This is a genomic window from Corynebacterium fournieri (genome assembly GCF_030408775.1).
GTDB classification, from domain to species: domain Bacteria; phylum Actinomycetota; class Actinomycetes; order Mycobacteriales; family Mycobacteriaceae; genus Corynebacterium; species Corynebacterium fournieri.
Map to the genome: position 1 here is coordinate 263924 of NZ_CP047210.1, position 17627 is coordinate 281550.

Here is a 17627-nt window from a genome sequence, read left to right on the forward strand (position 1 = left end):
ACTAGGTTGATCAGCTATGGACGACAACGCGGAGACACGCGAAACCACCGCCGAGAAGGAATGGTGGGAAGAAGACGGCCTGCCGTGGAACAGCAAACCCACCAAGGCCGACTACTGGTGCCTGGGCTGGTTCGGCTTCGTCGGCATCTTCGGCCTCGCCATGATCCCGCTGCGCGCGTGGCTTCTGGGCCTGGACCCGCCGATTATGCTCGCGCTGACCGGCTCCCGCCTCGGCGCGGCCTCCACGGGCGCGCTCGCCGCGGTGGGCGAGGCGCCGCACTGGCTGTTGTTCCTGCTCATCGGCTCGATCGTGAACATCAAGTTCGACTGGATCTACTGGTGGGCCGGCAAACTGTGGGGCCGCGGGATCCTGGACGTGCAAGCCGCGAACTCCCCGCGTGCGGCGAAAAACATCGCGCGGGTGGAAAGCTGGGCGGTCAAACTCGGCTGGGTGGGCATCTTCCTGGCGTATGTGCCCATCCCGCTGCCGATCGCGTTTGTGGTGTTCGTGCTCATGGGCATGACCGGCATGCCGCTGTGGAAGTTCATGGTCTTGGACTTCGTGGCGAAGACGCTGTGGTCCTTTCTCTACCTGGGCCTGGGCTGGTGGATCGGCGAGCCGGTGGTCGAGGTGCTCGACGGCTACGCCAAGGTGGCTAACTGGGTCGCCATCGCGCTGTTGGTGGTGGTGTTCTTCGGTATCTTCCGCAACCAGGGCAAGAAGAAGTCCGGGGCTGTGGAGGCCGTGGGCAACGAGATCGAGGCTGGGAAGTAGGTAGACCTCCCGGACTCGACTTCGGCGGGGCCTACTGCTTGCCGACGTCTACAGACCGCCGACGGGACCAGGCCCTAGCGGTTGACCACCACGGTGGAGAAGTCCTCGTCGCCGCGTCCGGCGTCCTGCTGGGTCTCCAGGGACGCCAGCGCTGCGGCGACGGCGGGCAGGTCCGCATCGGCGCTGTCCAGCATCAACCGCGCGTCCTTGGCAATGGCGTCGGCGGTGAAGTCGCCTGGAGACACCGAGCGCTCGCCGAGCAGGAACGGCTTTTTCATGTTCACGATGAACTCCAGGCCGGTGGAGCCGAGCATGTCCACCACCTGCTGCTCCGAAAGCCCCTGGGATTCGCCGAGCAGGAGGGCCTCTTTGAACCCTTCGATGGTCACGGCCAGGGCGAGGTTGGCCAGCAGCTTGCCGGTGGCGGCGCCGGCGGCGGTGTCGACCTCCTTGAGGCGCTCCGGGTTGGCCGCGGCCCAGGGGGAGACGACGGTGGCGACAGTATGACGTCGAGAAGCATTGGCGCTTCCCACGTACACGCCGAGCTTGCCCTCGCGCGCCGGCGGGAGCGAACCGACGACCGGGGTGTGCACGTAGCCGGGCACGGCCTGCGCGAAGTCGGCGGCGTCGGCGGGGGAGATGGTGGTGGCGTCGGCCCAGGTGACACCCTCGGGGATCAAGGCGGGCTCGATAACCACTTCGCGCACCGTGTCCGGGCCGAACAGGGAAGTGATCACGAGCTCGGCGCCCTCGACACACTCCGCCGGCGAGGAAGCGGCGCGAGCCCCGCGCTCTACCAGCGGTGTCGTCTTGGATGCGGTGCGGTTCCATACGGTCAGTTCATGGTCGTCGACGAGCTTGAGCGCGAGCTCCGTGCCCATGCGACCGAGGCCTAAAAACGCGATTTTCATATGGCCTAGGATAGACAACCATGACTGCGGAAAAGCCGACTTCAGCTAATACCCAGCGCTCCCGCGAGCTGTTCGAGCGGGCGCAGAAAACCACCCCTGGCGGCGTGAACTCGCCGGTGCGCGGCTTCGGCTCTGTGGGCGGGCAGACCCGCTTCATCCAGAGCGCGCACGGTTCCCAGCTCATCGACGTCGACGGCAACTCCTACGTCGACCTGGTTTGCTCCTGGGGCCCGATGGTGCACGGCAACGCGCACCCGAAGATTGTGGAGGCCGTGCAGAACGCGCTGCACAACGGTTTGAGCTTCGGCGCGCCGACGGAGGCGGAGATCGCCATCGCCGAGCACATCGTGGAGCGCACCTCGGTGGAGGAGGTGCGCATGGTCAACTCCGGCACGGAGGCCACCATGTCGGCCGTGCGCCTGGCGCGCGGGTTTACGGGCCGGCCGAAGATTCTCAAGTTCGAGGGCTGCTACCACGGGCACGTGGACGCGCTGCTGGCCAGCGCGGGTTCGGGTCTTGCCACGTTCTCCCTGCCGGATTCCCCGGGCGTGACCGGCGCGCAGGCGAAGGACACGATCGTGGTGCCGTACAACGACCTGCAGGCGGTGGAGCGCGCCTTCCGTGAAAACGAGGGCGAGATCGCGGCGGTTATCACCGAGGCGGCGGCGGGCAACATGGGCACCGTCGCCCCGCAGAACGACTTCAACGCGCGCCTGAAGGAGCTGGCGCACATGAACGGCGCGCTGCTGATCCTCGACGAGGTGATGACGGGCTTCCGCACTTCCTACGCCGGCTGGTACGGCGTGGACCACGTCGCGGGCGATCTGACCACGTTTGGCAAGGTCGTCTCGGGCGGTTTGCCGGCTGCGGCGTTCGGCGGCCACCGCGACATCATGGAGTACCTCGCGCCCAACGGCCCCGTCTACCAGGCGGGCACCCTGTCCGGTAACCCGGTGGCGATGGCGTCGGGCCTGGCCTCGCTGGAGTTGGCCACCGAGAGCATCTACCCCACGCTCAACCGCAATGCGGACACGCTCGAGCGTTTGCTAAGCGACGCCCTGACGGCCGAAGGCGTCGCCCACCACATCCAGCGCGCCGCGACGATGCTTTCTATCCGGTTCGCCGAGGGCGAGGGCCACAACTTCGCGGACATGCAGGCCGCCGAGACGTTCCGCTACGCCCCGTTCTTCCACGCCCTGCTGGACGCGGGCGTCTACGCCCCGCCGAGCGCGTTTGAGACCTGGTTCGTCTCCACCGCGTTGACGGAGGAGGACTTCGGCCGCATCGAGGATGCGTTGCGCGGCGCAGCGAAGGCCGCTGCGGCGGCGCAGCCCGAGTAGGGGAGGCGGGCACGCATGACTCGCACGACGGTCCACCTCGTGCGCCACGGTGAGGTGTACAACCCGAAGAAGATCCTCTACGGGCGCATGCCGGGCTACCACTTGTCGTCCCGCGGCAACTCCATGGCGGTGGCCACCTCGAAGTTTTTCCGTGGTAAGGACGTGACGTACCTGGCGGCGAGTCCGCTGGTGCGCGCGCAGGAGACGGCGCGTCCGATTGCGGAGGTGACCGGCTGCGAGGTCGATACCCGCGACGACATCCTGGAGGCCGGCAACACCTTCGAGGGCCTGCGCACGAAGGGGTGGCGCTCCCAGTTGGTTAACCCGATCCGGTGGCGGCACATGACCAACCCGCTGGAGCCGAGCTGGGGCGAGCCCTACCAGGAGATCTTCGAGCGGATGTGGTCCGCGGTGGCCGACGCGCGCGGCAAGGCGGAGAGCCACGAAGCGGTGCTGGTGAGCCACCAGCTGCCGATTGTCATGGTGCAGCGCCACCTGCAGGGCAAACGCTTGGCGCACGCGAGCCGCAACTGCGACTTGGCCAGCGTGACCTCACTTGTGTTTGACGGCGACAGTGTTGTTGACTGGGCCTACAACACCCCAGCCCAGCACATTTGAGAGGCGACACTGCATGCGAAAGCTCATTGCCGCGCCGCTTTTAGCGGTCGCGCTTACGTTGGCTGCCTGCTCCGGTCCCGATACCGGCGGCAACTTCGCCTTCCACTCGCCGGGCGGGCAGACGGAGATCTTTTACGACGAAGCGGACCGCAAGCCGCTGGCCGGTTTCGAGGGCGAGTCCCTGATGGACGACGGCGAGACCATCCGCCTGAGCGATTTCGACGGCGAGATCGTGGTGCTCAACGCGTGGGGGCAGTGGTGCGCGCCGTGCCGCGCTGAGGTGGACGACTTGCAGCAGACCCACGAGCACCTGCAGGCGAAAAACGCCGGCACCGTGCTGGGCATCAACGTGCGCGACCCGAACCCGCAGATCGCCCGCGACTTCCTCACGGACAACGGCGTGACCTACCCGTCCATCTACGACCCGCCGTTTAAGACCGCGGCCAGCCTGGGCGGCGTGCCCAGCTCCGTGATTCCCACCACGATCGTGCTGGACAAGCAGCACCGCCCGGCGGCGGTGTTCCTCCGTGAGATCACCGCGGACGATCTGTTGGAGGTCGTCGACCGTCTCGCTGAGGAGGCCTAGGTGGGCTTTGCCGATCTTGTCGCCGACGGGCCGCTGCTGCTCGGCCTGCTCGCCGCCGCGGTTGCCGGGTTAGTCTCCTTCGCCTCGCCGTGCGTGATCCCGCTCGTGCCGGGCTACATCTCGTATCTCACCGGTGTGGTCGGGGGCGAGATGACGCTTGACCAGGACGGGCCCCGCGTGTCCCGCAAACACTGGGCAGTTGCCGGAGCCGCCTTGCTGTTCATCGCCGGTTTTACCGTCGTGTTCCTGCTTGCCACCGTCACCGTGTTCGGCGCGGTCAGCGCCATCGCACTGAATGCGCAAACGCTCACCCGCATAGGCGGGGTGGTCACCATCCTTATGGGCCTGGTGTTCATGGGTGCCGTGCCCGCGCTGCAAAAAGACACCCGCATGAGCCCGAAGAAGTGGACGACCATTGTGGGCGCGCCGCTGCTCGGCGGGATCTTTGCGCTCGGCTGGACACCGTGCCTGGGGCCCACGCTGGCCGCCATCATGTCGGTGTCCGTGGGCACCCAGGGCTTCACCGCGGCGCGCGGCGTGCTGCTGGTCGTCGCGTACTGCGTCGGGCTGGGCTTGCCGTTTCTGCTTGTCGCGTTCGGCTCTTCGAAGGCCGTGCGCAGCATCGACGTTTTGCGGCGACACTCCCGCGCCATCCAGATCGCCGGCGGTGTCGCCATGATCGTCGTCGGCATCATGCTGCTCACCGGCGCCTGGGAAGTGTTTATCGGTTGGTCGCGCCAACTCGTTTTTGGATTCGGAGGGACGATCATCTAAATGCGCACCGCTTCGACTTGGCTGAAAAAGGCGTGGCACTGGCTCACCAGCATGCGCACCGCCTTGATGCTGCTGTTCGTGCTGGCCGTGGCGTCCATCCCGGGCGCATTGTTGCCGCAGCGCACCGTGTCGTCCTCGCTGGTGGACGACTACCTCAAGGCCAACCCCACCACCGGCCCGATCTACGACAAGCTGCAGCTTTTCGACGTCTTCCAGTCCACGTGGTTCCTCGCCATCATCGTGCTTCTGACCATCTCCCTGGTCGGCTGCATCATCCCGCGCTCCATCGACCACTGGCGCGCCTACACCGCCAAGCCGACCCGTGCGCCGAAGTACTTAGGCCGCATGCCGCACCACGTGGAAGGCACGGTGGAGGGTGCGCCGGAGGACGTCGAGAAGCGGCTGCGCGCGCAGCTGAAGCGCTGGCATGTGGCCACCTACGAGCCGGACGAGGACCGCGCCGGGGCGTACTCCATTTCGGCGGAGCGCGGATACACGCGCGAGCTGATGAACCTGATCTTCCACATCGGCATCGTCGCGATGATCCTGACGTTCATCGCCGGCCGCATGGTCTTTTACGAAGGTCAAGCCATCGTGGTGACCAACTCCAAGGCTGAATCGGCGGTGCCGGTGGAGCAGTCCCGCGTGTTCTGCAACACCTCCCCGGCCAACTTCGATGTCTTCCGCGCCGGACCGCTTTTCGACGGCACCGGCCTGACCCCCTTCTGCTTCGAGGCACAGAACTTCCAGGCCACCTACCTCAACAACGGCCAGGCCAGCGAGTTCTCCTCCGACATCACCTACACCGACGACATTTCCACCCCGCAAGATCAGTGGAAGCCGACGAGCCTGTCGGTCAACCATCCGCTGCGCATCAACGGCGACCGCGTCTACCTGCAAGGCCACGGTTTCGCCCCGCAGGTGACCATCACCTGGCCGAACGGGGAAACCCGCACGCAGATGGTGCAGTTTCGCCCCACCGACGTGTTTTCCTTCCTCTCTTCCGGCGTGATGCGCTTCGACCCGCCAGCCGGCATGTACCCGGACTTGGCGGAGCGGCGCAAGCACCAGATCGCCGTGGAGGGCAACTTCGCGCCCACCGCCCGCTGGACCGGTCTTAACGGCGACCAGCTGCAGTCCGACTTCCCCGCCATGGATGACCCGGCGATCTCCGCGGATGTCTACGTCGGCGACGCCGGCCTGGACACCGGCCGCCCGCAAAACATCTTCGTGCTGGACCAGTCCCTGGTGGCGGACGGGCGGCTGCAAAAGGTCAGCCGCGTGGGGCTCACCCCCGGCTCCGAAGCGACCGTGGACACCGGCGACGGCGAGGTCAAGGTGCGCTTCGATGGCGCCGCCGAGTACGCCAACTACCAGATCTCCCGTGATCCGACGCAGGTGGCCGCGCTGCTGTCGTCTGTGGTGATGCTGCTCGCGCTCGCCGGATCGCTGGCGATTAAGCGCCGCCGCATCTGGGTGCGCCTACGTCCTCGTTCCTCGGACGTAGGGGAAGAAGTCACCCAAGTGGAGATCGCGGGGTTGGCGCGCACCGACCGCGCCGGATGGGGCCGCGAATTCGACAACATCGCCGCCGCGATCCTCGGCGCCGAACACTCCGACGAGGACGGCGAAGAGGGGGAGTTCGACCCCTATGACCTTTGATAACGCCTGCTAGTGGAGTAGGTTAAGGGCCATGCTTGTGAACACCACCATGGCGGAGATGTCTGACCTGACATTCCGCACCGCTTTCATCGTCTACATCGTGGCGCTGATCATGGCGTTCATCTACTACGGCCGCGTCAACAGCGTCATCGAGGCGCGACGCGAAGCCCTGGCCGCGCAGAAGGCCAATGCCGAGCAGAAGGTGCTGGTTGGCGCGGGCGGGCCGGAGGTCGTGGAGAAGCAGCCGCTCGACAACGACACCGAGGCGCGCATCGCCAACGCCCGCAAATGGGCCGGTATGACTCAGGCGCTGATCTGGGTCGGCGTGGCGCTGCACCTGGTGGCGTTTGTCACCCGCGGCCTGGCCGCGAACCGCTTCCCGCTGGGCAACCTGTACGAATACATCCTGTTCATGACCGCCGTGATCATGGTCGTCGCCGCCGTGGTGGTGCAGCGCAAAGGCTGGCACACCGTGTGGCCGTGGCTGCTGTTTCCCATGGTCATCGCCATGTTCTTGAACTCCACGGTGTTCCACATGCAGGCCGCGCCCGTCGTGCCGGCGCTGCAGTCCTACTGGCTGCCGGTGCACGTCTCCTCCGTGTCCATCGGTGCGTCCATCGGCCTGGTTTCCGGCGCGTTCACCCTGCTGTACCTGCTGCGCATGCGGCAGCCGCGCGGCAGCGAACACGGCTTCTTCGGCGCCATCGCGCGCCCCTTGCCGGACGCGAAGACGCTGGACCAGATTGCGTACAAAACCGCTGTGGTGACGCTGCCGCTGTTCGGCATCGGCATTGTCTTCGGCGCCATCTGGGCCGAGGTGGCCTGGGGCCGCTTCTGGGGCTGGGATGCCAAGGAGACCGTCTCCATGATCACCTGGATCCTCTACGCCGCCTACCTCCACGCCCGCGCCACCGCCGGCTGGAAGTCCACCGCGGCGGCCTGGATCAACGTCTTCGCCATGGCCATGACCGTGTTCAACATGACTTTCGTGAACACCGTGATCGCCGGCCTCCACTCCTACGCGGGGCTGAACTAGTGAAAGTACTGATCACCGGCGGCGCCGGATACATCGGGTCCACCATCGCCTCCTGCTGCGCCGACGCGGGCATCACGCCTGTGATTCTGGACGATTTCTCCACCGGGCTGCGCACCTTCGGCCGCCGCTTCGACTGCTACGAAGGTGACATCGCCGACGTGGCGCTGCTCGAGCGGGTACTCACCGAGCACCCCGACATCGACGCCGTCATCCACTGCGCAGCCAAAATCGTCGTGCCCGAGTCGGTGGCGCAGCCGCTGGCCTACTACGACAACAACGTGGGCAAAGCGATCACGCTGCTGCAAACGCTGGAGCGCTTCGGCGTGCGCCGCTTCGTGCTGTCCTCCACCGCCTCCGTGTACGAGCCGGGGCCGGACTACATGGTCGACGAAACCAGCGCGGTGAACCCCCAGAGTCCTTACGCGGCGTCGAAGTGGCTGCTCGAGCGCGTCCTGGCGGACGAAGCCGCCACGGGCCGCATGAGCGCTGTCGCGCTGCGCTACTTCAACCCCATCGGGGCGGACCCGCAGCTGCGCACCGGGCTGCAAAACCCGGCGCCCTCCCACGCGCTGGGCAAGATGATCTCCGCCCACGAGGCAGGTCAAGCGTTCACCGTCACCGGCGTGGACTGGCCCACTCGCGACGGCTCCGGCTTGCGCGACTACATCCACGTCTGGGACCTCGCCCGCGCCCACGTGGCAGTGCTGGAGCGCTTCGACGCGGCGGCGTCCGGCGGCTACGGGGTGATCAACCTCGGCACCGGCCAGGGCACGACCGTCTTCGAGCTCGCCGAGGCGTTCGGGGAAGCCAGTGGCACGCCGCTTGAGGTTGTCACCGGCCCCGCCCGCCCCGGCGACGTGGTGGGCAGCGCCTCGCGCACCGACAAGGCCCGCGAAGTGCTGGGGTGGTCCCCGCAGCGCTCACTTGTCGAGGGGGTGCGCGACTCCCTCGCCTGGTCCCGCAAGCTGCCAGACGTCCTGGCCCAGGAGGCACGCCGATGAGCGACGCCCACCACAAGCCCCGCAACAAGCAGGGCAAACCCGCCAGCGACGACCCGGTGCTCATCGCGCTGGGGGAGCAGATTGCCTCTCGACGCCGCACCTCCGGCCGCCTCCAACAAGACGTCGCCGACGCCGCTGGAGTCTCCCGCTCCACCCTGCACACCATCGAGCACGGCGGTGCCGGGGTGCGCTGGGAGAAGGTCATCGCCGTCGCCGAGGCCCTGGGGCTGCGGATGGTGTTCACCGAGAAGTAGGCGGCGCAGGTGTTGCAGCGCGCCCCGCGCGGGGTGCCGCTGCCGGATCGCGGCGGAATCTGTTGGCGGTCCGGCAAAACCCCAGGACGGCACAAACGTCCGCCGCAGCCAGTCCGGGCCCGCGCAGAATTGTTCACCCGCAGGGACGCTTGCGGGTCTGCGGACTTCCTGTGAACCACACTGGTGGCCGTTGTGTTGTTGGCTAGGTGGTTTTGGCTATGTTTCGTTGTTTAGCCAGGGTTGTGTATTGCCCGTCTGGTCCGGTGGTGAGTCTGCCAAAGACGAACCAGTCCAGATAATCGTCAAGATACTTCATAAACTCCTCGGTTGTGTGCTTTTCGGGGCGAATTCCACTGGCGTGAAGTTCGCGCTTGATGGTGCCGAAGAACCCTTCTACTCGGGCGTTGTCGCCGCTGTTGCCGAGCCGGGATAGGGACGGCACCATCAACCAGGCGTTATCGCACGGGTTCTCCTCTGTGCAATGTGTGCATTGTTGCCTGTCGTGACTGATATCAGTCAGTCGGTCAACCCAATCGATGTGGCGGTAGTGCCAGCCACGGTCGGTGTGCAGTTCGGGGCGTTGTCCTGGTTGTATTTGCTCGAGCCCAGCTTCAAGCATCGTGTTGGTCAGCAACGCCGCTGGTCGCGTTGCGCAGGTGTACGCGATGGGCATGTTGTCGTGGAAGTCGATCAGCGGGCTAAAAAAGACTTTGCCGTCAGCGCATTGAAACGCGGTGATGTCGGTGCCGAGTCTTTGATTTGGCGCATCGGCATAGAAATCGTGTACCAGATCCTTCCTGCCCGCCTGCCTGCGACGATGCGCCTGCGAACGATATCTTTGCGAGACGTGGGTGCCATTTTTGGTGACAGTGTCGATGTCTCCAACCAGACATCGATTTGCTGGGCGATGCGCAGTTTCGCCCTTGTACGAGCTGTAGCGCTTCGTGCGTTTCATCTTCGGCTGCAGGTGTTCTTCGCGCATGATCGTGCGAATCGATTTTTCCCCCAGCGACAGACCGTTCGCTTTGCACACTTCACTCACGCGGCGGTAGCCGTAGACCATGCGGTTGCCCTCACAGGCGGCGGTAACCATTGCCTTGGCCTGGCCTTTTCGGTCGACTAGAGGGTGTTTTAACCGCTTGCATGCCGACTTGTAGGTGTTGTACTTCAATCCGTAGTAGGCGCAGCAACGCGTTACTTGGTATCCGACGTCCCGGAGTCGTCTGACAGCCGTAGCGACGACCACGCTGTCGAGCGTCTCCGGGTTTGCGCTTTTCCCTCAGATTCCATCACCGCCTCAAACAGCGCTTTATCCGCCAGACGCATAAACCGCTCTTGACGCAACAGGTCTTTGAGGGTCTCAACGTCATCCGGCAACGCTGCCTCATCAAACGGAGCTGTTGGCTGCTCATGGTTGCGTGAATATGCACTCTCATCGCGCGGGGCGCGTTGTGATTGACGTTGTGTTTCGGCCTTCTTGCGCTTGCGTTTTTGGGCTTCGTGGTGTTCTTTCACACGCGCCAGTGTCGCCTGTTCTATCTCCTGCGGTGTCATCCCACGCCGCGAACCCGCATCCGGAGCGAACTTGTGCGTCCACGCCGCCACGGAACTCGCAGCGACCCGAAAACGCCATCCAATCTCGCGGGTGGATGCCGACGTTGTCACATTCGCCCGAACGACCTCAGCAATCAACTCGGCAGAACGCCAACCTTTATCGACCCCGCTGCCATGACGGGCGTTGCGTGCCCATCCCGAAATTGAAGCGGTAGAAGGAACAGACCTACATTCCTCCCGAATCAACTGCGCACGAACCTGCGAAGCAGCAAGCCCCTGCCCCGAAAGCTCAACGGCACGCTGCCGTACCTCCGGCGGATAACTCATCCTCGAACTCCGATCCCGACGACCGATGGTTCACAGGAAGTCCGCAGACCCTTGCGATGAACTATTTTGCAGCCGGGTTTCCTCGACCTGGGGAAATGCAGCCTATGCGTCCGTCCAACTGTAAGAAAATTCACGAGCAGGGTCGGGTCTGTGAACTTTTCCGCACTCGGCCGCTCAAACCGCCGAGCCGGGCGATCCTAGCCCTCGCCGCGGCGGCGCCGGCGCTCCTCTTCCTCGCGGCGCTTGCGCTCCGCCTCTTCGCGGGCGCGGCGCTCTTTGAACCGGTTTTTCTCGATGTTCCAGAGGAACTCTTCGTCGTCGTCGGGGCCCTTGATAGCGGGCTTGCCGCCGGGCTGCGCCTGCTTGCCGGGTCGCAAGGACCCATAGCGCTCGGCGGAGCCGGGGCCGAACGCGCGCCACAGCAGCACGGCGGCCAGGACAACCAATGCGAAAAGAAGCAACCTTCCCATGGTTTTAAACATACTTGGCTGCCGGTTAGGGTAAATAACCGTGACTGACCAAGTTTCTCCGCAGGTGGATCCGGAGGCGAAATCCCGGGCCACCAAGGCCGTGGCGCTGTACGGTTTGGACCGCCTGCTGTTGTTTCTCGCGCTGACTGTGGCGATTCAGCTGCTGGCGGTGCTCGTGGGCGCGCCGGTGCCGGTGATTATGTCGGCGCTGCTGGCGCTGATTGTGGCTTTTCCGCTGTCCATGCTCGTGTTCAAGCGGCACCGCATCCGTGCGAATGAGGCGGTGGCGGAGCTGAAGCGGCAGCGCGCGGCGCGCAAGGACTGGATTCAAACGGAGCTGGCTGAGCGCTAGTTTGCTTGGCCGCGGACCACAGGTCAGCCCCGGCCCAGCTCGTGGCTGAGCGCTTCGAGTTCGCCGCCGCCGGCCATCTGGTGGGTCAGCTCTTCGAGCGTCACGTCCGCGCGGGGTGCGTCGAGCTCCTGGCGGCCCAGCTTCAAGATGGTGAAGTGGTCGCCGACGAGGTAGGCGTGGTGGGGGTTGTGGGTGACAAGCACGACGGCGATGCCGCGGTCGCGGGCGGCGGCGACCATGCGCAGGACCATGCCGGATTGTTTGACGCCGAGGGCGGCGGTGGGCTCGTCGAGGATGAGCATCCGGGCGCCGAAGTAGACGGCGCGGGCGATGGCGACGACTTGGCGCTGGCCGCCGGAGAGGTTGCCGGCTTCGACGTCGACGTCGGGGATGTCAATGCCCATCTCCAGCAGTTGCTCGGAGCAGATCCGCTTCATCTCGGCTTGGCGCAGGACGCCGAGCGGGCCGGTGAGTTCTTGGCCGAGGAAGAAGTTGCGCCAGACGCTGAGCTCGTCCACGATCGCGAGCGTTTGGTGCACGGTGGCGATGCCGGCGTCGATGGCGTCGCGGGGGGAGGTGAGGGTGGAGGCGGAGCCGTCGATAAGCATGGTGCCCGAGGTGGGTTGATGCAGGCCCGACAGGATTTTGATCAGGGTGGATTTGCCGGCGCCATTGTCGCCGAGCACGCAGGTGACTTCGCCTTCGCGCACGGCGAGGTTGACGCCGCGCAGCGCCTCGAAGCTGCCGTAGGACTTGGTGATGTTTTCCAGTTCGATGACAGCCACTTAGCGCCCCTTGGTGTATTTAGCGAAGGAGGTGTTGGCGAGCACCGCCACCAGCAGTGTCGCGCCGAGGAAGAACTTGAACCAGTCCGGGTTCCAGCCGGCGTAGACGATGCCCTGGTTGGTCATGCCGAAGATCAGCGCGCCGATGGCGGTGCCGACGGCGGTGCCGCGCCCGCCCGTCATGGCGCAGCCGCCGATGACCGCGGCGATGATGTAGAGAAATTCGTTGCCCACGCCCTGGCCGGCCTGGATGGAGTCGAAGGCGAACAGGGTGTGCATGCCGACGAACCACGCGGCGAAGCCGATGCCCATGAACAGCAGAATCTTCACGCGGCGCACCGGCACGCCGACGGCGCGGGCGGCGTCGGCGTTGCCGCCGACCGCGGTGATCCAGCCGCCGAGCTTGGTGCGGAACAGCACGAACGATGCCACGGCGACGAAGAAGATCCACCACAGGACGGTCACCGAGATGCGCACGTTGCCGATGTGGAACTCGCCGGCGAACACGGCGTGGGCGGACGGGAAGCCCTCCATGTCCGCGATGGTGGGGGTGGCCACCTGGCCGGTGACCAGCTTCGTCACCGCCAGGTTCAAGCCTTGGAGCATGAGGAAGGCCGCCAGGGTGATCAGGAAGGAATCGATGCCGGTGCGCGTGACCAAAAAGCCGTTGAGCGCGCCGATGGCCAGCGAGATCCCCAGCGCGAGGAACGCGCCCACCCACGAGTTCAGGTGCAGGTTGTAGTTCAGCATCGTCGCGGCCAGCGCGGCGGTGGTCACGGCGACACCGGAGGAGAGGTCGAACTCCCCGCCGATCATGAGCATGCCCACCGCAAGCGCCACGATGCCCAGGGTGGAGCTGGCGTACAGCGTGGTGGCCAGCGCCTCAAAGGAGCGAAACGCCGGCGCCACGGAGAGGAAGAAGACAAAGATAGCGATGAAGCCGAGGAGGCTGGCAAACTCCGGGCGGCGGATCAGGCGCGCGAACCCGGTGCGGGTTTTCAGGCGGTCGTCCCTCATCGCATGCCCGCCTTCGCGGCCTCTTCGACCTTGTCCACGTTGCTTGCGTCCACGAAGCTCGGGCCCGTGTAGACGGGGCGCCCGCCGCCGAGGGTGCCGCCGTTGCGTTTTGCAATCCACAGCGAGTCCACCGCCAGGTAGCCCTGCAGGTACGGCTGCTGGTCCACGGCCCACGCCACGCGCCCGTCCGCGATGGCGCCAACGAGCTCCGCGTTGGTGTCGAAGGTGGACACCTGTGCCTTCGCGCCGGACTGGTTCACGGATTCCACGGCGCGCATCGCCACCGGCGCCTGCAGCGCAAACACGGTGTCGAAGGAGCGGTCCTGGGAAAGCTTCGAGGTGATGGTGGACTGCACGGCGGTGAGGTCCTGGCCGTTGACGTACAGCAGCTCCACCGCGTTTGAGTCGCCGCCGAGGCCGTCGCGCACACCGGCGCAGCGCGCCTCCTGCGAGGAGTTGCCCTGCTCGTGGATCACGCACAGCACCTTCTTCTTGCCTTCCTCCTTGAGGCGCTCGCCGGCGGCGCGGCCGGCCACGGTCTCGTCCTGGCCGAAGAAGCCGGTCAACCCGTAGTCCTGGTACGCGGTCATGCCGGCGTTCAGGCCGACCACGGGGATGCCGTGGTCCACGGCGTCGCGCGCCGCTGGGCCGATCGCCTCCGCATTCGGCATGGTCACGGCGATGCCGTCCACGCCCGCGTCCACCGCGGAGCGCACGAGGTTCGCCTGGTTGGGCGCCTGCGGGTCGGATGAGTAGCGCAGCTCGATGTTGTCCTTCTTCGCGGCGTCCTCGGCGCCCTTGCGCACGAGGTCCCAGTAGGTGTCGCCGGGCGCGCCGTGGGTGACCATCGCCACCACGTACCGCGGGGTGTCCACGCCGCCCGCCGTGCCGCCGCCGTCTTCGTTGCGGGGGGCTCCGCCTGTCGACGAGCATCCGCCCAACACCGCTGCCACCGTCAGTAGCGCGGCTGCCACAGTTTTCCGTGCCTTCCTCATTGCCAAAGTGTGAACCACTGCACTCGGGTGCGTCAAGCGGACTAGACGTATTGACCGGAGACGTCAATTAATTGGCTGAGATCCGCCACGCTGGGTAAACTCTGCCTCATGTACTCAGGCATCGCTTCCATGAAGCTGCGTTCCGCCCGCTGACGGCGGCGGGACCCCTTCTGATCTCTCGTCTGCCGTCCTGGCCATCTGCCGGGCGGTCATTTAGTGCTGCCCGGCTCCATGACGAGCTGAAAGTACGAAATGCCAATCACACCAACCTTGCGGTCATGTGTGTGGAACGGAACGCCCCGCGGGCCAGTCGCACACATCCGTGCCGAATCAATCCACATCACCTTGGGAGACAGGCACCTCCTGAACGGGCTGGATGTCACCGTCTCCGCCGGCTCACGCCTGGCGATCGTCGGCGACAACGGCCGTGGTAAGACCACCTTGCTCCATATCTTGGCGGGGCTCCTGACCCCTGACTCGGGAGTAGTGACCCAGATGGGTTCCCTCGTCCTGGTCAAGCAGGACATGCCCACCGAAGGCAACCGCACCGTCGGCGATCTCATCGCCGAAGCGACAGCTCCCTCCAGGGCTGCACTTGAGGCACTCGACGTGGCGAGCGCAGCACTCGCCGCAGGAAACGACGCGGCCGATGCCTATTCCGCAGCGCTCGAGACCGCCACGCTATTGGATGCCTGGGATGCAGAAAGGCGCGTGGACATCGCACTTGCAGGCCTTGACGCTTGCAGCGACCGCGCTCGCATACTGTCGACCTTGTCGGTCGGGCAACGGTACCGGGTCCGGCTTGCCGTCGCACTTGGATCGACCCCTGACCTGCTCCTGCTGGACGAGCCCACGAACCACCTCGACGCTGCAGGACTGTCCTTCCTAACCGAACGACTGCGTGATCACCCCGGTGGCCTGGCTCTGGTCAGTCACGACCGCGCTCTGCTGCGTGATGTGGCGACTACCTTCCTGGATCTCGACCCGACCCGAGATGGCGTGCCGCGAACCTACTCGGGCGGCTACCAAGGCTGGATTGAAGGCCGCCGACGAGAACGCCTCGTGTGGGAACAGGACCACGCCGCCCAGGTCGCCCGGCACAATGAACTGACACGCGCTGCAGCCGAGGCACGCTCCCGCCTGTCTCAGGGGGGATGGAGACCTGACAAGGGCACAGGCAAGCACCAACGCGCCACACGCGCTGCTGGAGTGGTCCAAGCCTTCAACCGACGTATAGAAGACCTGAAACGTCATGAGATCGACGTGCCGGCACCGCCACTGCGTCTAGCGTGGCCCGCCTCGACAACTCGTGCCGGGCAGAGCATCATGAACGCCACCGAAGTTACTGTGAAGGACCGGTTGGACACTCCGGTGTCGGTTGACGTGAACGGCGGTGACCGGTTGGTGGTCACCGGACCAAACGGCGCGGGAAAGTCCACCTTGTTGGCAGTTCTTGCACAGCGTCTGGCCCCCACCACGGGACATGTGCGAGTGAACCCGAGAGCACGCATCACTCTGCTGTCTCAAGAGGTCTCCGACTGGGATCACTCCAGCCCCGCACACGAGGTCTACGAGGCGTACCTAACAAAGCTGGGCCGCCGATCTCAGGCGCCTACTCTCGGCTCGCTCGGGCTGCTCGAGGCCTCTGCAACCAACACGCCCGTGGGGCGCCTGTCGCAAGGACAGCAACGCCGACTCCACCTGGCCATGTGTCTGGCACAGGACCCAGACCTGCTGCTCCTGGACGAACCCACCAATCATCTGTCATCGAACCTCGTCGACGACATCACCACCGAGCTCCAACAGGCCTCCTGCGCGGTGATCGTCGCCACCCATGACCGGCAGATGCTCCACGACTTTTCCGACTGGCCCCACCTGAACCTTGACTTGAAGGACATGCCATGAACCCGCTTCACCCCTTGACCATCCCCACGTACCGCCAGTTGTTCGCAGCGATGGTGCTGACCATCTTCGCCCAGGGCGCCTGGGCCCTCTACCTGACCATGCAGACCCTCGACCTGGGCGCCACGCCAGCCACCTTGTCGGGTGTCGTGGCCTGGAGCGGCATCGGCCTGCTTGCGGGATCCCTCCCAGCTGGCGTAATTGCCGACCGGATCCCCAACAAATCCGTCATCGTGGGTGTGCTCGCCCTGAATCTCGCCATCGCGACCGCGATGTCCACAGCAGCAATCCTCGACTTTGTCACCTTCTGGATGCTCGCGGTCTCCGCGTTCATCAGTGGCGCTTCAACCGCCTTCTTCTTCCCCGCCTACACGGCACTGGTGCCAGTCCTGGTGGATAGCGACGACCTCATGGCCGTCAACGGCCTCGAAGGCGCCACCCGTCCCTTGGTCGGGCAGGCACTTGCGCCCGCTGTCGTCGGAGCGCTCATCGGCGCAAGCATGCCCGCCGCTGGCGGGTACCTCATCGCAGCAGCAATCGGACTTGGCCTGCTCGCGGCCCTGCGGCTTCCCACCCCCACCCGCGCCGAAACGGAGGCCAATGCCGACGCTGCGGCAGACTCACCGATCACCGATCTGCTCGATGGCTTCCGCTACGTTTCCCGCACACGCTGGGTTCGCTCCAGTGTCCTGTTCGCGGCCGTCATGGGACTGGTCGTGACCGGACCACTCGAAGTCCTCCTACCCGCTCTTATGCGCTCCTCGCATGACAATGGACCTGCCCTCTACGGGGCCGTCCTGGCTGCCCTCGGCGCGGGCGGGTTGGTGGGCTCCCTGCTGGCGGGGTCGTGGCGCACACCGGAACGCTTCCTGCCCGCAATGGTCGGCGTCTGGGCGCTCGGATGTCTGCCCTTGTCCATCCCGGCGCTCACCAGCAATCCGTGGGCCATCGGTGCAGGACTCGCGTTCTACGGGGCGCTGATCGGGATCGGGATGGTCATCTGGGGAACAGTGCTTCAAGAGCACGTCCCCTTGGAGATGCTCGGCAGGGTCGCCAGCCTCGACTTCTTCATTTCCATCGCCTTCATGCCTCTGTCCATCGCCCTCACCGGACTCTTCAGCCGCTTCATCGACTCCAGAACTCTGTTCATCACCGCCGGCCTGGTGCCACTGGCCACGGCAGCACTGCTCCTAGCCCTGGGTCAACTCAAGATGCCACAGAAGACGCTGGCCGAGGCATGAGAGACCTAAGACACGCCAACATCATCC

19 protein-coding genes are annotated in these 17627 nt (G+C 65.4%); 12 read left to right on the plus strand and 7 right to left on the minus strand.

Going from position 1 to position 17627, the window contains the following annotated elements; genetic code table 11:
• The first annotated feature begins 16 nt into the window (after window positions 1–16).
• On the plus strand, window positions 17–775 hold the full coding sequence (locus tag CFOUR_RS01165) for a DedA family protein (protein WP_085956885.1): 759 nt from the start codon (window positions 17–19) through the stop codon (window positions 773–775).
• 74 nt (window positions 776–849) lie between these two features.
• On the opposite strand, the gene CFOUR_RS01170 is transcribed toward CFOUR_RS01165, so the two are convergent.
• The gene (locus tag CFOUR_RS01170) at window positions 850–1686 is read right to left on the minus strand and encodes an NAD(P)-dependent oxidoreductase (RefSeq protein WP_085956884.1); all 837 of its coding nucleotides are present in this window, start codon (window positions 1684–1686) and stop codon (window positions 850–852) included.
• A 20-nt stretch (window positions 1687–1706) separates the two neighbouring features.
• Here CFOUR_RS01170 and hemL point away from each other — a divergent pair, with 20 nt between their 5' ends.
• From hemL to CFOUR_RS01210, 8 genes are read left to right on the plus strand one after another with little or no spacing between them, the layout of a single operon-like run.
• A complete protein-coding gene (gene hemL, locus CFOUR_RS01175) occupies window positions 1707–3026 on the plus strand; it encodes a glutamate-1-semialdehyde 2,1-aminomutase (RefSeq protein WP_085956883.1) in 1320 nt (439 codons plus the stop codon).
• A 15-nt stretch (window positions 3027–3041) separates the two neighbouring features.
• On the plus strand, window positions 3042–3644 hold the full coding sequence (locus CFOUR_RS01180; RefSeq protein ID WP_085956882.1) for a histidine phosphatase family protein: 603 nt from the start codon (window positions 3042–3044) through the stop codon (window positions 3642–3644).
• Window positions 3645–3657: 13 nt separating this feature from the next.
• The gene (locus tag CFOUR_RS01185) at window positions 3658–4230 is read left to right on the plus strand and encodes a TlpA family protein disulfide reductase (RefSeq protein WP_085956881.1); all 573 of its coding nucleotides are present in this window, start codon (window positions 3658–3660) and stop codon (window positions 4228–4230) included.
• Window positions 4231–5004, plus strand: a complete 774-nt coding sequence (locus CFOUR_RS01190; RefSeq protein ID WP_085956880.1) for a cytochrome c biogenesis CcdA family protein — start codon at window positions 4231–4233, stop codon at window positions 5002–5004. It abuts the gene before it with no gap.
• Complete coding sequence (locus CFOUR_RS01195) at window positions 5005–6666, plus strand: cytochrome c biogenesis protein ResB (RefSeq protein ID WP_085956879.1); 1662 nt, start codon at window positions 5005–5007, stop codon at window positions 6664–6666. It begins immediately after the preceding gene.
• 31 nt (window positions 6667–6697) lie between these two features.
• A complete protein-coding gene (gene ccsB, locus CFOUR_RS01200) occupies window positions 6698–7702 on the plus strand; it encodes a c-type cytochrome biogenesis protein CcsB (protein ID WP_085956878.1) in 1005 nt (334 codons plus the stop codon).
• A complete protein-coding gene (galE, locus tag CFOUR_RS01205; RefSeq protein WP_290179680.1) occupies window positions 7702–8703 on the plus strand; it encodes a UDP-glucose 4-epimerase GalE in 1002 nt (333 codons plus the stop codon). Before ccsB ends, galE begins: the two co-directional genes overlap by 1 nt.
• Window positions 8700–8957, plus strand: a complete 258-nt coding sequence (locus tag CFOUR_RS01210; protein WP_085958568.1) for a helix-turn-helix domain-containing protein — start codon at window positions 8700–8702, stop codon at window positions 8955–8957. The genes galE and CFOUR_RS01210 overlap by 4 nt, the downstream gene beginning before the upstream one ends.
• 202 nt (window positions 8958–9159) lie before the next feature.
• On the opposite strand, the gene CFOUR_RS01215 is transcribed toward CFOUR_RS01210, so the two are convergent.
• From CFOUR_RS01215 to CFOUR_RS01225, 3 genes are all read right to left on the minus strand, one after another.
• Window positions 9160–10203 (minus strand): DDE-type integrase/transposase/recombinase, encoded by a 1044-nt coding sequence (locus CFOUR_RS01215; RefSeq protein ID WP_290179092.1) that lies wholly within the window; start codon window positions 10201–10203, stop codon window positions 9160–9162.
• Entirely contained in the window at window positions 10152–10838 is a 687-nt protein-coding gene (locus CFOUR_RS01220; RefSeq protein ID WP_143339056.1) for a hypothetical protein, read from the minus strand. The genes CFOUR_RS01215 and CFOUR_RS01220 overlap by 52 nt, the downstream gene beginning before the upstream one ends.
• 197 nt (window positions 10839–11035) lie before the next feature.
• Window positions 11036–11308 (minus strand): hypothetical protein, encoded by a 273-nt coding sequence (locus CFOUR_RS01225; RefSeq protein ID WP_085958345.1) that lies wholly within the window; start codon window positions 11306–11308, stop codon window positions 11036–11038.
• A 40-nt stretch (window positions 11309–11348) separates the two neighbouring features.
• Between CFOUR_RS01225 and CFOUR_RS01230 the strand changes: the two genes are divergently transcribed.
• Window positions 11349–11660: a DUF4229 domain-containing protein gene (locus CFOUR_RS01230; protein ID WP_085956876.1), complete on the plus strand. Its 312-nt coding sequence runs from the start codon at window positions 11349–11351 to the stop codon at window positions 11658–11660.
• A gap of 23 nt (window positions 11661–11683) precedes the next feature.
• On the opposite strand, the gene CFOUR_RS01235 is transcribed toward CFOUR_RS01230, so the two are convergent.
• From CFOUR_RS01235 to CFOUR_RS01245, 3 genes are read right to left on the minus strand one after another with little or no spacing between them, the layout of a single operon-like run.
• The gene (locus CFOUR_RS01235; RefSeq protein ID WP_085956875.1) at window positions 11684–12445 is read right to left on the minus strand and encodes an ATP-binding cassette domain-containing protein; all 762 of its coding nucleotides are present in this window, start codon (window positions 12443–12445) and stop codon (window positions 11684–11686) included.
• Window positions 12446–13462, minus strand: coding sequence for an ABC transporter permease (locus CFOUR_RS01240; protein ID WP_085956873.1), 1017 nt, complete (start codon window positions 13460–13462; stop codon window positions 12446–12448).
• The gene (locus tag CFOUR_RS01245; protein WP_085956872.1) at window positions 13459–14457 is read right to left on the minus strand and encodes a substrate-binding domain-containing protein; all 999 of its coding nucleotides are present in this window, start codon (window positions 14455–14457) and stop codon (window positions 13459–13461) included. The genes CFOUR_RS01240 and CFOUR_RS01245 overlap by 4 nt, the downstream gene beginning before the upstream one ends.
• Window positions 14458–14709: 252 nt before the next feature.
• Here CFOUR_RS01245 and CFOUR_RS01250 point away from each other — a divergent pair, with 252 nt between their 5' ends.
• On the plus strand, window positions 14710–16362 hold the full coding sequence (locus CFOUR_RS01250) for an ABC-F family ATP-binding cassette domain-containing protein (protein WP_070475266.1): 1653 nt from the start codon (window positions 14710–14712) through the stop codon (window positions 16360–16362).
• Window positions 16359–17600: an MFS transporter gene (locus CFOUR_RS01255; RefSeq protein ID WP_070475265.1), complete on the plus strand. Its 1242-nt coding sequence runs from the start codon at window positions 16359–16361 to the stop codon at window positions 17598–17600. The genes CFOUR_RS01250 and CFOUR_RS01255 overlap by 4 nt, the downstream gene beginning before the upstream one ends.
• Window positions 17601–17627: the final 27 nt, after the last annotated feature.

What these genes read in the sequence shown, in the direction of transcription:
- CFOUR_RS01245 (WP_085956872.1), bottom strand. Translation starts at nt 14,457, where the DNA reads ATGAGGAAGGCACGGAAAACTGTGGCAGCCGCGCTACTGACGGTGGCA.
- hemL (WP_085956883.1), top strand. Translation starts at nt 1,707, where the DNA reads ATGACTGCGGAAAAGCCGACTTCAGCTAATACCCAGCGCTCCCGCGAG.
- ccsB (WP_085956878.1), top strand. Translation starts at nt 6,698, where the DNA reads ATGCTTGTGAACACCACCATGGCGGAGATGTCTGACCTGACATTCCGC.
- CFOUR_RS01250 (WP_070475266.1), top strand. Translation starts at nt 14,710, where the DNA reads ATGCCAATCACACCAACCTTGCGGTCATGTGTGTGGAACGGAACGCCC.
- CFOUR_RS01210 (WP_085958568.1), top strand. Translation starts at nt 8,700, where the DNA reads ATGAGCGACGCCCACCACAAGCCCCGCAACAAGCAGGGCAAACCCGCC.
- CFOUR_RS01220 (WP_143339056.1), bottom strand. Translation starts at nt 10,838, where the DNA reads ATGAGTTATCCGCCGGAGGTACGGCAGCGTGCCGTTGAGCTTTCGGGG.
- CFOUR_RS01170 (WP_085956884.1), bottom strand. Translation starts at nt 1,686, where the DNA reads ATGAAAATCGCGTTTTTAGGCCTCGGTCGCATGGGCACGGAGCTCGCG.
- CFOUR_RS01240 (WP_085956873.1), bottom strand. Translation starts at nt 13,462, where the DNA reads ATGAGGGACGACCGCCTGAAAACCCGCACCGGGTTCGCGCGCCTGATC.
- CFOUR_RS01255 (WP_070475265.1), top strand. Translation starts at nt 16,359, where the DNA reads ATGAACCCGCTTCACCCCTTGACCATCCCCACGTACCGCCAGTTGTTC.
- CFOUR_RS01185 (WP_085956881.1), top strand. Translation starts at nt 3,658, where the DNA reads ATGCGAAAGCTCATTGCCGCGCCGCTTTTAGCGGTCGCGCTTACGTTG.
- CFOUR_RS01225 (WP_085958345.1), bottom strand. Translation starts at nt 11,308, where the DNA reads ATGGGAAGGTTGCTTCTTTTCGCATTGGTTGTCCTGGCCGCCGTGCTG.
- CFOUR_RS01180 (WP_085956882.1), top strand. Translation starts at nt 3,042, where the DNA reads ATGACTCGCACGACGGTCCACCTCGTGCGCCACGGTGAGGTGTACAAC.
- CFOUR_RS01165 (WP_085956885.1), top strand. Translation starts at nt 17, where the DNA reads ATGGACGACAACGCGGAGACACGCGAAACCACCGCCGAGAAGGAATGG.
- CFOUR_RS01195 (WP_085956879.1), top strand. Translation starts at nt 5,005, where the DNA reads ATGCGCACCGCTTCGACTTGGCTGAAAAAGGCGTGGCACTGGCTCACC.